This is a genomic window from Pseudomonas cichorii (assembly GCF_019719005.1).
GTDB classification, from domain to species: Bacteria; Pseudomonadota; Gammaproteobacteria; order Pseudomonadales; family Pseudomonadaceae; genus Aquipseudomonas; species Aquipseudomonas cichorii_E.
This window is the reverse complement of record NZ_JAIGPJ010000010.1, coordinates 75,038-88,465: the sequence shown is the minus strand read 5'-3', so window position 1 is coordinate 88,465 and position 13,428 is coordinate 75,038. Positions and strand designations below refer to the sequence as shown.

10 protein-coding genes are annotated in these 13,428 nt (G+C 58.7%); 6 read left to right on the top strand and 4 right to left on the bottom strand.

Features of this window, described 5'->3' with window-relative positions; all coding sequences use genetic code 11:
* The first annotated feature begins 360 nt into the window (after positions 1-360).
* The 4 genes from K5D32_RS10305 (at position 361) to K5D32_RS10290 (ending at position 6,258) form a co-directional block, all read left to right on the top strand.
* Positions 361-1,638, top strand: coding sequence for a hypothetical protein (locus tag K5D32_RS10305; protein ID WP_221600173.1), 1,278 nt, complete (start codon positions 361-363; stop codon positions 1,636-1,638).
* A 228-nt stretch (positions 1,639-1,866) separates the two neighbouring features.
* A complete protein-coding gene (locus K5D32_RS10300) occupies positions 1,867-3,519 on the top strand; it encodes a Na/Pi cotransporter family protein (RefSeq protein WP_221600171.1) in 1,653 nt (550 codons plus the stop codon).
* A 57-nt stretch (positions 3,520-3,576) separates the two neighbouring features.
* Positions 3,577-4,956 carry a pitrilysin family protein gene (locus K5D32_RS10295; RefSeq protein WP_221575362.1) on the top strand — a complete coding sequence of 460 codons (1,380 nt, stop codon included), beginning with the start codon at positions 3,577-3,579 and terminating at the stop codon, positions 4,954-4,956.
* A 132-nt stretch (positions 4,957-5,088) separates the two neighbouring features.
* Positions 5,089-6,258: a DUF5924 family protein gene (locus K5D32_RS10290; RefSeq protein WP_221600169.1), complete on the top strand. Its 1,170-nt coding sequence runs from the start codon at positions 5,089-5,091 to the stop codon at positions 6,256-6,258.
* A gap of 4 nt (positions 6,259-6,262) precedes the next feature.
* Here the strand turns inward: K5D32_RS10290 and K5D32_RS10285 are convergent, their stop codons facing one another.
* The 4 genes from K5D32_RS10285 to betC form a co-directional block, all read right to left on the bottom strand.
* A complete protein-coding gene (locus tag K5D32_RS10285) occupies positions 6,263-7,504 on the bottom strand; it encodes a nucleoside recognition domain-containing protein (RefSeq protein WP_025257865.1) in 1,242 nt (413 codons plus the stop codon).
* Between the two features lie 101 nt (positions 7,505-7,605).
* Complete coding sequence (gltP, locus tag K5D32_RS10280; protein WP_221600167.1) at positions 7,606-8,937, bottom strand: glutamate/aspartate:proton symporter GltP; 1,332 nt, start codon at positions 8,935-8,937, stop codon at positions 7,606-7,608.
* 546 nt (positions 8,938-9,483) lie between these two features.
* Positions 9,484-10,410 (bottom strand): choline ABC transporter substrate-binding protein, encoded by a 927-nt coding sequence (choX, locus tag K5D32_RS10275; protein WP_221600165.1) that lies wholly within the window; start codon positions 10,408-10,410, stop codon positions 9,484-9,486.
* Between the two features lie 38 nt (positions 10,411-10,448).
* On the bottom strand, positions 10,449-11,954 hold the full coding sequence (betC, locus tag K5D32_RS10270) for a choline-sulfatase (protein ID WP_221600163.1): 1,506 nt from the start codon (positions 11,952-11,954) through the stop codon (positions 10,449-10,451).
* A 114-nt stretch (positions 11,955-12,068) separates the two neighbouring features.
* On the opposite strand from betC, the gene K5D32_RS10265 reads away from it, so the two are divergent.
* Both K5D32_RS10265 and K5D32_RS10260 read left to right on the top strand, forming a co-directional pair.
* Positions 12,069-13,019, top strand: a complete 951-nt coding sequence (locus K5D32_RS10265) for a choline sulfate utilization transcriptional regulator (protein ID WP_221575357.1) — start codon at positions 12,069-12,071, stop codon at positions 13,017-13,019.
* Positions 13,020-13,070: 51 nt separating this feature from the next.
* On the top strand, positions 13,071-13,403 hold the full coding sequence (locus K5D32_RS10260; protein ID WP_221575356.1) for a DOPA 4,5-dioxygenase family protein: 333 nt from the start codon (positions 13,071-13,073) through the stop codon (positions 13,401-13,403).
* Positions 13,404-13,428: the final 25 nt, after the last annotated feature.

Below are 13,428 nucleotides of genomic sequence, written 5' to 3'. Positions count from 1 at the left end.
ATTGTTGCCCATCTCTACAACAGCCTTTCCCCCCCTTCCCCCCCCCCCCCCCCCCCCTCCGGCTGTCTGCGATTCGCTTTCATAGCCTGCCATCGCTCCATCAGTCTGCCTCATGCCCACGCAATGCTGGCTCCAGGGTCAACTCGCGACACACTGCAACGTCAATCCGCAGCCCTGAACGGGCAAGCCCCAGGGACTTTCAGTCCTCCCTCTGCACTTCCCACCTGTTGTTTCTGTCAGTAGCCGGGTCCTTGACCTTATTGCATGCTGTATCGCAATGGGCGGCTACACATTTTGTTTATTGCCAGCCAGATACGAGTGTGATTGCGTCCAGATAAACCTAAAAGGAGATACCTTGATATGGACACTTCCAATTCTCGCTCCACTGGCAGTCTGGACCCTTCGTTTGGTAACAGCGGCATTTTTACCTTTGCCAATGACGTTTACGGCACATTTTCTATCGGAGGACCCGCACTCGGGCCCGACGGAGGCATCATTGTTGCGGGTCGGGCGCACACGGCCCCAGAAGGCGATTCATACGCCATTGCCAGACTGACGGAGGACGGCCAGCCCGTTCCGCAATTCGGCCAGAACGGCATGGTCACGGGTCAGTTCAAGCCCCAAAAAACATCGTCCGCCGGGGTAACGGCTTATACCCCGGACGGCAAGATTCTGATCTCCGGCTATTATCGGGAGGCACCGTTTAGCGAAGCAAAACCCTCACTTGCGCGACATCTTGTTACCGGTGAAATCGATACAGGATTTGGTGAAGACGGCGTCGTTTTCTTCGATTTTCCGCCTCCGAAAGTGCCCGAGCCTGACAATGCACAGCCATCGGGCGGACCGCCCGATACACTCCATGAATACTTCAGTTTCAGAGTCACGCCCTTGCCGGACGGGAAAATCGTCTTCTCTGGTGTCATCGAGCCCGTGAGAGACAACTTTACTACCTCGTTCAGTGTGCTCGGGCGGCTGAATGCTGACGGTTCACTGGACAAGACGTTCGCAAATCAGGGCTATCTGTATCCGAAACCCCCAAGAAACATCGTGGACCGGCATCAGGTTCAACAGGACGGAAGTATCCTGCTGGCTGGCCAGATGGAGAATGTGCAGGGCCATCGGGGATATGTCGCCCGCTATCTGCCGGATGGCGAGCTTGATCGGACTTTCGGCTCCGCCGGATACTTGCTCATCGAAGGGCTGGAGGGGGGACATATCACGGCAATCGCCACTCATGGCAATAATGCCCTTGTTGTTGGCGCTAACAAACCTCCTTCCGACAACCCGAAAACCTGGCTCGGCGTGCTGATGGGCCTGACCACCGATGGTGCCTGGGACCCTGCTTTCAACGACGGCAACCCTCTAGAGGTGAAGCTGGGCACCAGTGGTCACAAATTGGTCCTCAAGGATCTTGTCATCGACGGCGACGGTATTGTGCTGTTCGGTAACATGGGCAATATCGCATTGGCACGCTACTTTCTGGATGGCACTGCGGATGTCTCTTATGGAAATTCGGGCTGGTGGGAATATTCCGGGAATGAAAGCTACAGCCTGATCAGGCAGACCGACGGGAAAATCGTCGCGACCGCCATGAGCATTACCGGCGAAAAAATTGTCGCTCGTTACATGGGCAACTGATCTTTGCGAAGCGGCTGAATCCGGTCGGAGCACATACCAGGTGCTCCGACCGGTTTGCATTGATTTATGACAGTTTTATTTCAATAGCCCCGTGCCTATGCGATGCTGGCGCCAAGGCCAAAGGCCGACTACAAGCTTTAGTAGAGCGTCATAAAAAACTTCCGCTCGCTACACGCTGCACCTTCAATCCTTTGCCCTGAATGGGGCACGTCTCAGGGGGCTTTCAGTATGCTGACCCTGCTCGATTTGTTATCCGCCGTGGCCCTGCTGATCTGGGGCACGCATATCGTGCGCACCGGAATCCTTCGTGTGTATGGCGCCCAACTGCGCCGCGTCCTCAGCCAGAACATGTCCAAACGGCCTCTCGCGTTTGTCGCAGGCATTCTGGTGACCGCCATGGTGCAGAGCAGCAACGCCACCGCCATGCTGGTGACGTCGTTCGTGGGCCAGGGCCTGATGACCCTGACACCGGCGCTGGCGATCATGCTGGGTGCCGATGTGGGGACGGCGCTGATGTCCCGCGTGCTGACCCTGGACCTGTCGTGGCTTTCACCGCTGCTGATTTTCCTGGGCGTGATTTTCTTTCTGTCCCGCAAGCAGACACGCGCCGGCCAGCTGGGCCGGGTTGCCATCGGTTTGGGCCTGATCGTGCTGGCATTGCAACTGATCGTCAGTGCGACCACGCCCATTACTCAGGCTTCCGGGGTAAAAGTGCTGTTCGCTTCACTGACCGGCGACCTGATGCTCGATGCCCTGGTCGGTGCCCTGTTCGCGCTGATTTCCTATTCCAGCCTCGCAGCAGTCTTGCTGACCGCCACGCTGGCAGGTGCCGATGTGATTGGCCTGCCTGTCGCAATCGGTCTGGTGATCGGCGCCAACATCGGCAGCGGGCTGCTGGCCTTTCTCAGCACCAGCATGCAAAACGTCGCCGGTCGGCAAGTGGCGCTGGGCAGCCTGCTTTACAAGCTGCTGGGCCTGCTGCTGATCATTCCGGTGCTCGACCCACTGGTGCACTGGCTTTCTTCCCTGGGCTTCAGCCCTCAGGAACTGGTGATCGGTTTTCACCTGATCTACAACACCGCACGTTGCCTGCTGATGCTACCCACCGTTGGTCCGATGGCGCGCCTGTGCGCCGCATTGCTGCCCTATCAGGCCGAAGCCAACGGCCCGGCCAAAGCCAGGCATCTGGACCTCGCCGCCTTGTCGACACCCAGCCTGGCACTGGCCAATGCCGTACGTGAAACCTTGCGCATGGGCGACCTGATCGAGAGCATGCTGGGCTCGATGCTCGCCGTGCTGCGCGGCACGCAAACGGCCGTCACCCAGGAAGTTCGCCGCCTGAGCGACGATGTGGAAGCGCTCTACAACGCCATCAAGCTGTATCTGGCACAGATGCCTCGTGAAGAACTGGGCGAGCACGATAACCGTCGCTGGGCAGAAATCATCGAGCTGACCATCAACCTGGAACTGGCCAGCGACCTGATCGAGCGCATGCTGCGCAAGATCCAGCAGCAGAAGACCTCCCAGCGCCGCTCGTTCTCGGAAGTCGGCCTGGAAGAACTGGCCGACCTGCATGTCCAGTTGCAGTCCAACCTGCGTCTTGGCCTGTCGGTGTTTCTCAGCTCGGACGAAGAGAGCGCCCGCCAGTTGCTCAGGGAAAAGCGCCGCTTCAGGGCACTGGAACGGCGTCTGGCCCATGCTCACGTCAGCCGCCTGCAACGCAAGGTCGTGCAGAGTATCGAAACCAGCTCGCTGCATCTTGAGCTCATCGCTGACATGAAACGCTTGAACTCGCTATTCTGCAGCAGCGCCTATGCCGTGCTGGGGACCGCCGATACCGGAGCCTTGTCGAGCGAGAGCATTCAAGAGCAATCGGTGTGAACGTCCCAGGCAGCGCGAAGTCTGTTAAACATACCGGCCCGCAAGGAAAGCTGCTTTATGCGTTGCCTGCTGTTCGCTTGTCTGCTTCTGAGTTCTCTCCCTTCGCTGGCCCTTGATCGTCTTCAGGTCGAGGGCTATCTGTTGCCCAACGGCCTGCAAGTGCTGCTCAAACCGGGTTATGAAAAGGGTCATGTCGCGATTCGGCTGGTGGTCGGTATCGGCTTCGATGACTTCGCCTGCCAGGACAAGGAACTGCCGCATCTGCTGGAGCACTTGCTGTTCAGCGGCATCGACGACAGCGGCGAAGGCGGCCTTGAAGAGCGCATGCAGGCCTTGGGTGGCGAGTGGAATGCATTCACCAGCAACACCGACACCACATTCGTGATCGAGGCACCGGCCAGCAATCAGCGCAAGATTCTCGATCTCTTGCTGGAGGTCCTGACCAACACGGAACTGCTGCAAAGCCGCTTCGATGAGGTCAAGCGCATCGTCGAGCGCGAAGACGGCGGCCACTTTTCCCATCTGCAACGCCTGCTCGATCGTCGCGAGTCCGGCACCGGTGCCAGCAATCAACTGGCGATGGAACTGGGCCTCAAATGTGCCGAGCGGCCGCAGGTGGATGACATCACCCTCAAGCAGGTCGAGGATGTTTTCGCGAGCTGGTACGCACCCAATAACATGACGCTGATCATGGTCGGCGACCTCGACCGGTTGCTGCCCGGCTATCTGGAGCGCACTTACGGGCAGCTCAACCCGACCGATCCTATCGAGCATCCGCCGCTGGCCGAAAGCAATGGCACGGCCCAGGCTTCCAGCACTCTCATACGCGGCCTGCTGGGCGAGGGCGCACGTTTGCACCTGACCTTCCCCGAGCCGCAGCTCGAAAAACAGCACGACGAAACCTGGGAACTGGTCGAGGCCTATCTGGACTGGGCGCTCTACACAGAATTGCGCCTCAAGCACGGCCTGTCCTATGGGCCTTCGGCAGATCGCGAAGTGTTCGGAGATGTCGGCTTCATGAGCCTCAACGCCGACCTTGAGCGCGATGACATCAATGAGGCCGAACAAAGCATCCGCAACCTGGTCAAGCGCCTGAACAAGGAAGGTATGCAACCAGCCACCTTCGCTCGCCTGCAACAGGCCGCCATCGCCAGACAGGCGTGGGCAGTGCAGGGTAACAGTGCGCTGGCCGATTATTACTGGGGAGCGCTCAATGACTATGAAAACGGGCGCTTTGTCGACCCGGTCAAACGTATCAAGGCCGTGAGCCTGGACACTGCCAACCACGCCATGCGCCAGTTGCTGGCCAAGCCAGGTTACTGGCGGGTCGAGAAATCATTGCTGAGCTATGACGATTTGTATGGGCTGGCTGCGGTGGCTGTCGGGGTGATCGGGTTGCTGGTGTTCTGGCGGGTGCGCAGGCGTATTCGCAAGTGAATTCGCTTCGACACCTTCAATCACCCGTCGCGGCCAAGGCCCCTCCCACCATCTGTAAGGAACGGTCTTTACACGCACCTTGGCATTGATATGCTGCCGGGGTTTTAAAACCGATGAAAGTGAATTGCCAAGATGCCTGACTGGAACTCCTACGTAACCCGCACCCTGGGATTGATACGACGCTATCCGGGGGTGATTGCGGCAGGTGGTTTCATCTCCGGGATCGCCAGTTTCATTCTGGTAGACCGTCAGGCGGGTCTGGCGACCTGGATCGCGGTTGTCATGCTGATCAGCTGGCTGTGGCTGATGATCGAAAACAGCGTGGTGCGGCTGTTCAGCAAGAAGTTCGGTCGGGAAATACCTCAAGGCCTGCTGCGTTACGGTACGCAACTGATCCACCAGGAAAGCCTGTTTTTCGTGCTGCCGTTCTTTTTCGTCACCACCACCTGGAACAGCGGGCAACTGGTGTTCACGGCCTTGCTGGGGGCCGCAGGCCTGATCTCGATCATCGATCCGCTGTACTACAAATGGCTGGCGCCACGCCGCTGGCTGTTCATGGCCCTGCATACCCTGACGCTGTTCGCGGCATTGCTCACGGCGCTGCCCATCATTCTCAACCTGACCACTTCGCAAAGTTACAAACTGGCACTGGGCATCGCCATGCTGCTGTCATTCCCCAGCCTGGCCTCCAGCTTCCCGATCAATACCTGGCGACGCGGCGTGGCGGTCATCGCCGTGACGCTGGCGGTGGGCAGCGCGGGCTGGCTGCTGCGCTCCTGGGTGCCGCCAGCAACCTTGTGGCTGACCGAAGTCGCCATCAGCACCGACTTCGACAACAAGAACCGCACACCGGGCGAGAGCATCAAGCAGATAAGCGCCACGCAGCTACGCCGCGACGGCTTGTACGCCTACACCGCCATCAATGCCCCGCGTGGTCTTGAAGAACGCATCTACCATGTCTGGCGACGTGACGGCCAGGAAGTGGAGCGCATCGCGCTGGATATCCATGGCGGGCGCAAGGAAGGTTATCGTGCCTGGACCCACAAGCAGAACTTCCCGAAGGACGTGGTCGGGCGCTGGCAGATCAGGGTGCTCACCGAGGACGGGCAAATGATCGGGGTGCTGCGCTTTGAAGTCACCGATACCGATCAACCGGCCGTCACCAAGCCGACAGGCAGGCTGATCAAGCTCAAACCGGGCGGCGATGATGAAAAGCCTGAGCCGGGCCCAGAGCAGAAAAGCGAACCGGAACCTGAGAAACCCGCGTCAGAGCCAGCGCCCGAAGCGCCGGCTGCCCAGTGACGAATCAGGTCGCGGTCGCGCCGAAGAACCAGTAGCAGACCAGAATGGCAGCGACGACACCCGAGAACTCAGCCAGCAGGGCGCAGCCCACCGCATGCCGGACCCGCTGGATGCCCACCGCACCGAAATACACCGCCAGCACGTAGAAGGTGGTTTCGGTACTGCCCTGAATCGTGGCGGCGGCTAGCGCGGCAAAGCTGTCCACGCCCTGGGTCTGCATGGTTTCGATCAACAAGGCCCGCGCAGCACTGCCGGAGAAAGGCTTGACCATGGCGGTCGGCAGGGCATCGACGAAACGCGTGTCCCAGCCCAGCCATTCAACCAGATGGCGGATGCCTTCAAGACCGAAGTCCAGCGCACCGGAAGCCCGCAGCACCCCCACCGCACACAACATCGCCACCAGATAGGGCAGCAGATTCTTGGCAACGTCGAACCCTTCTTTGGCACCTTCGACAAAGGCCTCATAGACCTGCACCTTGCGCAGCGCGCCAATGATCATGAACAGCATGATCAGGCCGAACAGCGTGAGGTTGCCGAGGATCGATGACAGGCCGGCCAGTGCCGCCGCCGACAGCGTTCCCAGGAAAGCCATGAAGCCACCGAGCAACAGCGCGCCCGGAATCAGATAAGCCAGCACCACCGGGTCCCACAAACGCAGGCGCTGCATGAACGCCACCGACAGCAGGCCCACGATGGTCGATACGCTGGTGGCCAGCAGGATCGGCAGGAATACCAGCGTCGGGTCCGGCGCGCCTTGCTGGGCGCGGTACATGAAAATCGTCACCGGCAGCAGCGTCAGGGACGAGGCGTTGAGCACCAGAAACAGGATCTGCGCATTACTGGCGGCAGTCTGGCTGGGGTTGAGCTCTTGCAGCGAACGCATCGCTTTGAGCCCGATAGGCGTAGCAGCGTTATCCAGGCCCAGAGCGTTGGCAGCGAAGTTGAGGGTAATCAGGCCCAGTGCGGGATGGCCCGGCGGCACTTCCGGCATCAGGCGCAGAAACAGCGGGCCCAGCACCTTGGCCAGCCAGTCGACAATCCCGGCCTTTTCAGCAATGCGCAGAAAGCCCAGCCAGAGCGTGAGCGTGCCGAACAGCAGCACCATTACTTCGACCGACAGCTTGGCCATCGCAAAGATGCTTTCGACCATCGCGGCAAAAATACCGGCGTTGCCCCCAATCAGCCATTGCCCCATGGCAGATACGCACGCAACGACAAAAAAACCAAGCCACAAGCCATTGAGCATCGGATATGTCCCTCACAAGATGCGGCGATGATAACAATCGGGAGCAGCAGATACGACAAACCCCGGAAAGTCCGGGGTTTGTCGGTGCAACCGATCAGCGATCAGTCAGCGAGGGGAGCGGCAGCAGGAACCGGGTCCTTGCTGCGCCAGTGCGGCAGGGAATTCCAGTAGCGCTGACCTTTGGCTTCGTCGTACATGCCTTCCCAACGGGCGATAACCAGTACCGCCAAGGCGTTACCGATCACGTTCAGTGCGGTACGCGCCATGTCCATGATGCGGTCGACACCGGCGATGAATGCCAGGCCTTCCAGCGGGATACCCGCGCTGCCCAGAGTGGCCAGCAGAACCACGAACGACACACCAGGAACGCCCGCGATGCCTTTGGAGGTGACCATCAGGGTCAGCACCAGCATCATCTGCGCGCCGACCGACAGGTCGATGCCGTACAACTGGGCAATGAAGATGGCCGCGATGCTCTGGTACAGGGTCGAACCGTCGAGGTTGAACGAATAGCCGGTCGGTACCACGAAGCTGCAAATGGCTTTAGGAGCGCCGTAGGCTTCCATCTTCTGGATCACACGCGGCAGGACCGTTTCGGAACTGGCGGTGGAGTAAGCCAGGATCAGCTCGTCCTTGAAGATGCGGATCAGCTTCATGATCGAGAAGCCGAACATACGGGCAATCAGGCCCAGCACCACGAAGGCAAAGAAAGCGATGGCCACGTAGACCAGGATCACCAGCTTGGCCAGCGGCAACAGGGACGCAAAACCGAAGTTGGCGACGGTCACCGAGATCAGAGCGAATACGCCGATAGGGGCGTAGTTCATGATCATGTGGGTGACTTTGAACATGGTTTCCGAGACGCCCTGGAACATCTTCACCAGCGGATCACGTACTTCGGCTTGCAGGCTGGAAAGGCCCAGACCGAACAGCACCGAGAAGAAGATGATCGGCAACATTTCGCCACGCGCCATGGCAGCAAAGATGTTGGAAGGGATAAGGTTGAGGATCGTCGCGATGAATGCGTGATCGTGCTGAACCTCAGCCGTGGTCTGCTGATACTTCGAGATATCGACCGTGCCCAGGGTGCTCATGTCGATACCCGCGCCCGGCTGGAACACGTTGGCCAGAACCAGACCGACAAGGATTGCGATGGTGGTGACGACTTCGAAGTAAATGATGGTCTTGAGACCGATGCGACCCAGCTTCTTCGCGTCGCCCACACCGGCAATACCGACGATCAGCGAGGCAATCACGATCGGGATCACGATCATTTTGATAAGACGAATGAAGATATCGCCTGCTGGTTGCAGGACATTACTGATCCACCAGGCCTTCTCGGCACTGAAGTGGTTGAGCAACGCACCGAGGGCAATCCCCAGTACCAGTCCAATCAGAATCTGCCAGGCCAGACTCAGCTTTGCCTTCTTCATTCATTTACCCTTGTTTTTAGTGGCTGGACATATCCATAACCGACATGCTGAAACTGCTTTTTACAGAGGCAGTGTCGAAACCGGAAACACCCAGAAAAGGTCCCTGCAAACGAGCGTTCATGCTCTATGACAGGCGAAAAAAGGCGCAACTATTCCCATGGCACACAGGTACGTCTAATGCCATAAACGACTACCTCATGCCGAATCGGCATAACCAAATGAGGTTTCGTATCTAATAGCGACACAAAAAAGTTGTCCCTATTGCCTCCCAAAGTGGCTAGAACGTCGCCTCCAGCCTGGCAAGGGGAAACTCGGAAGTGCATGCCCCAATGGAATGTCCAGCGCAATTGCGTCGCAATTTATTGGATCGACGGTCGTCGGGGCACATGAAAAGAGGCCGATCGGCCTAGGGAAAACCCGGCCCGGGATTGGCTGGGGCGAGCGTTAACGGCCATACATTCAGCAACATATTTGACCGATAAATTGAGTGCGCAGGCACTTGCGCACTCAATTGGATAGCTCGATGACCGCGTTCTGAAGCGGGCTTTACAGCTTGGCTTTTACTGCCGCCAATCCATCCTTGTCATCGATGGTCTTCACGCCGTCGAGCCATTTGTCGAGGACAGCCGGGTTGGCTTTGACCCAGGCTTTGGCAGCCTCGGCATTGCTGACTTTCTTGTTCGCCACCTCGGCCATGATGCTGTTTTCCATTTCCAGGGTGAAACTCAGGTTCGTCAGCAGTTTGCCTACATTCGGGCAGGCCTCGGCGTAGCCCTTGCGGGTCAGGGTGTAGACTGCGCCGGTGTCGCCGAAGTATTTCTCGCCGCCCTTGAGGTAGCGCATGCCTTTGATCTGCACGTTCATGGGGTGCGGTGTCCAGCCCAGGAAGACGACGAAGGCTTTCCTTTTCACGTTGCGGTTCACTTCGGCCAGCATGGCCTGTTCGCTGGACTCCACCAGTTTCCAGTCGCCCAGCTCGAATTCGTTTTTCTTGATGATTTCCTGCAACGACAGGTTGGCCGGCGCGCCAGAGCCGATGCCGTAGATTTTCTTGCTGAACTTGTCGGCGAATGTGTTCAGGTCGGCGAAGTCATGCACACCGGCTTCCCAGACGTAGTCGGGCACGGCCAGGGTGAATTCGGTGCCTTGCAGGTTCTTGGCCAGTTGGGTCACGTCGCCGGTGGCCACGAACTTGTCGTAAAAGCCTTGTTGCGCCGGCATCCAGTTACCCAGAAACACATCCAGCTGACCGTCCTTGAGGCCGCCGAAGGCAATCGGCACTGCCAATGTATCGACCTTGGCCTTGTAACCCAGGCCATCGAGCAGCAACCCGGTAATGGCGTTGGTGGCGGCAATGTCGCTCCAGCCAGGGTCGGCCATTCTTACCGTGCTGCAACTCTGGTCAGCGGCATGCGCCGTGAGGCTGCCGAACGTCATGACACCGACTGCCAGTGCTGTGGATAACTTATTCATGGATGTGACCCTTTTGGTTTTCTCGGTGATGGCAGGGTTTAAGGTTGTGGATAACGTGCCTTGCGCTCCAGATCGTCCAGATCAATGTGGTTGCGCATGTACTGCTGACTGGCGTCGACCAGTGGCTGGTGATCCCAACTCTTCAGCTTGCCGATGGCCAGTGTGCTGGCGACGAAACGCCGACGACGCTGGCTGGCGAGCACCTGGTGGTGTATCGCCGGTATGTCCCATTTGGCGCGAGCTTCGGCCAGAAAATCATTGAACAGCTGTTGATGAACGGGCGATTGGCTCAGTTCTTCCTGTTCCTTTGGATCGTTGTCTACATCGAACAATAGGCACGGGTCCTGTTCCGAGTAGATGAATTTGTAGGCGCCCCGACGAATCATCATCAAGGGGCTGGTGGTGCCTTCGGCCATGTATTCGCCGAATACCTCGTCGTGGCCGCCTTCGCCTTGCAGGTGCGGCAACAGAGAACGTCCGTCCAGTGGCAGGCCACTGTCCAGTTGGCCTTCAGCCAGATCGACGAAGGTCGGCAGCAGATCGGCGGTGGACACCGAAGCGCTGACGCGGCCCGCCTTGAAGTGACCCGGCGCGTAAACCAGCAGCGGCACACGCGCCGACATCTCGAACCAGTGCATTTTGTACCAGAGGCCACGCTCGCCCAGCATGTCGCCGTGATCGCCCGAGAACACGATGATGGTGTCTTCGGCCAAGCCCGTTTCTTCGAGGGTTTGCAGCAGTTTACCGACGTTGTCGTCGATATAGCTGCAAGCACCGAAGTAGGCACGGCGGGCATCGCGGATCTTGTCCACAGGCAACGGCTTGTCCCACAGGTCATACACCTTGAGCAAACGTTGCGAGTGCGGGTCCAGTTCATCCTGATCGGCGTGGGCCACGGGCAGCGGAATGTCTTCGTCGCGGTACAGATCCCAATAGCGCTTGGGAATGGTGTACGGGTCGTGAGGATGGGTCATGGAAACCGTCAGGCAAAACGGCGCGTCACCATCCTCGCGAACATGATCGAACAGGTACTGGCGGGCCTTGAAGACAACTTCTTCATCGAAATCCAGCTGGTTGGTGCGCACGCACGGTCCGGCCTGTAGCACCGAGGACATGTTGTGGTACCAGCTTGGACGAACGTCAGGCTCGTCCCAGTTCACCGCCCAGCCATAATCGGCCGGATAGATGTCGCTGGTCAGCCGCTCTTCGTAGCCGTGCAACTGGTCCGGGCCGCAGAAATGCATCTTGCCCGACAGCGCGGTCCTGTAGCCCAGGCCGCGCAGGTAATGAGCATAAGTCGGGATGTCCGCCGGAAAATCCGCGGCGTTGTCATAGGCACCGATCCGGCTCGGGAGCTGGCCGCTGACCAGAGTAAAACGCGAAGGCGCACACAACGGGCTGTTGCAGTAAGCGGAATCGAACACCACGCCTTCGGTGGCCAGGCGACTCAGGTGGGGCATTTTTATGGGAGAGGGTGCGTAGAACGGCAACATTGGCGCGGCCATTTGATCGGCCATGATGAACAGAATATTTTTGCGCTTCATGTAATCTCGGCATCCCATTGTCAGCAGTTATGCGAAAGTGCTGTATTCGAGGATGAAGATCTCCGATTTTACGGTAAAGCCCACACAAAACAATGCCTAGGATAAGCACAGCTTATGTTTGAAACCCTCGGTGACATGTCTCTGGATCTGCTGCGTGCCTTTGAAGCAGCGGCCCGCCTGCGCAGCTTCACGGCGGCGGCCATGGAACTGGGCACGACACAACCTGCGATCAGCCAGCAGATAAAGCGCCTGGAAGAACAATTGGCGACCCGCCTGTTCGACCGGGTCTATCGCGGGATCGAGCTGACCGAGGCCGGAGAAATCCTGTTCAGCCATGTGCAGAGCGGGTTGCAGGCCATGGACAGCGGCCTGGTTGCCATTACCGAGCAACATCAGAACGAGGTGCTGCAGGTCGCGACTGACTTTGCATTTGCGGCCTATTGGCTGATGCCGCGTCTGCATCGTTTTCACAAGCACCACCCGGATGTGGACGTCAGCCTGGTGACCAGCGAGCGCAGCCACAGCATGCTCAGCGCGGATATCGATGTGGCGGTGCTGTTCGGGGACGGGCGCTTCAAGCAGGGTGAAAGCCGCTGGCTGTTCAGCGAAGAGGTGTTTCCGGTGTGCAGCCCGAAACTGCTTGCCACTCGGACAACCCCTTTGCCCAATGAAGCTCTGCGCGAGTTTGCGCTGCTGCATTTACGCGGTGAAGGCAGCAACAACTGGTTCGACTGGGCGGGTGTATTCCGGGCACTCAATATTCCCCAGGCACCGGCGCCAGGCCAACTGCGCTTCGACAATTACACACTGCTGATCCAGGCCGCCATCGCCGGGCAGGGCGTTGCCATTGGCTGGCGGCATCTGGTGGATGACCTGCTGGATCAGGGCCTGTTGTGCCGTCCCATCGCAGCTACGGCGATTTCCGCCTGTGGCTATTACGTGGTCTTGCCCCAACGCAAGCGACGCCTGCAGGTGGTGCAGCAGTTTGTCGACTGGCTGGCCAGTGAACAGGCTCTCAGTGGCGATTCATTAACTGGCAAATCGCTACCATCGATTGCGGTTTGAGCCTTATCTGTGGATAACTGGGAGCAATCTTGACTCAGGGAGGACTTGGTAATGCAGGATGTCCAGGGCTATCACGCCCACATTTATTTCGATGCACAGACCATCGGGCAGGCGCGGGCCTTGTGCGAAGCCGCCACGGCGAAGTTTGATGTGCAGATGGGAAGGGTTCACGAACGGCTGGTAGGGCCGCATCCGGACTGGAGCTGCCAGTTGGCGTTCGGGCACTCGCAGTTTGCCGATGTGGTGTTGTGGCTGGCGCGCAACCGAAACAATCTGGTGGTCTTTTTGCACCCGTTGACGGGCGATGAGCTCAAGGATCACACCGAACACGCCATCTGGATGGGAGAAATCCGGCCTCTTGATGTCTCCATATTCAAGGCCTGAACCGCATGCTCATGGAGACACGGGG

Bases quoted from the DNA above. Each gene is read 5' to 3' on its own strand.
- K5D32_RS10305 (WP_221600173.1), top strand. From the start codon at position 361: ATGGACACTTCCAATTCTCGCTCCACTGGCAGTCTGGACCCTTCGTTT.
- K5D32_RS10300 (WP_221600171.1), top strand. From the start codon at position 1,867: ATGCTGACCCTGCTCGATTTGTTATCCGCCGTGGCCCTGCTGATCTGG.
- K5D32_RS10295 (WP_221575362.1), top strand. From the start codon at position 3,577: ATGCGTTGCCTGCTGTTCGCTTGTCTGCTTCTGAGTTCTCTCCCTTCG.
- K5D32_RS10290 (WP_221600169.1), top strand. From the start codon at position 5,089: ATGCCTGACTGGAACTCCTACGTAACCCGCACCCTGGGATTGATACGA.
- K5D32_RS10285 (WP_025257865.1), bottom strand. From the start codon at position 7,504: ATGCTCAATGGCTTGTGGCTTGGTTTTTTTGTCGTTGCGTGCGTATCT.
- gltP (WP_221600167.1), bottom strand. From the start codon at position 8,937: ATGAAGAAGGCAAAGCTGAGTCTGGCCTGGCAGATTCTGATTGGACTG.
- choX (WP_221600165.1), bottom strand. From the start codon at position 10,410: ATGAATAAGTTATCCACAGCACTGGCAGTCGGTGTCATGACGTTCGGC.
- betC (WP_221600163.1), bottom strand. From the start codon at position 11,954: ATGAAGCGCAAAAATATTCTGTTCATCATGGCCGATCAAATGGCCGCG.
- K5D32_RS10265 (WP_221575357.1), top strand. From the start codon at position 12,069: ATGTTTGAAACCCTCGGTGACATGTCTCTGGATCTGCTGCGTGCCTTT.
- K5D32_RS10260 (WP_221575356.1), top strand. From the start codon at position 13,071: ATGCAGGATGTCCAGGGCTATCACGCCCACATTTATTTCGATGCACAG.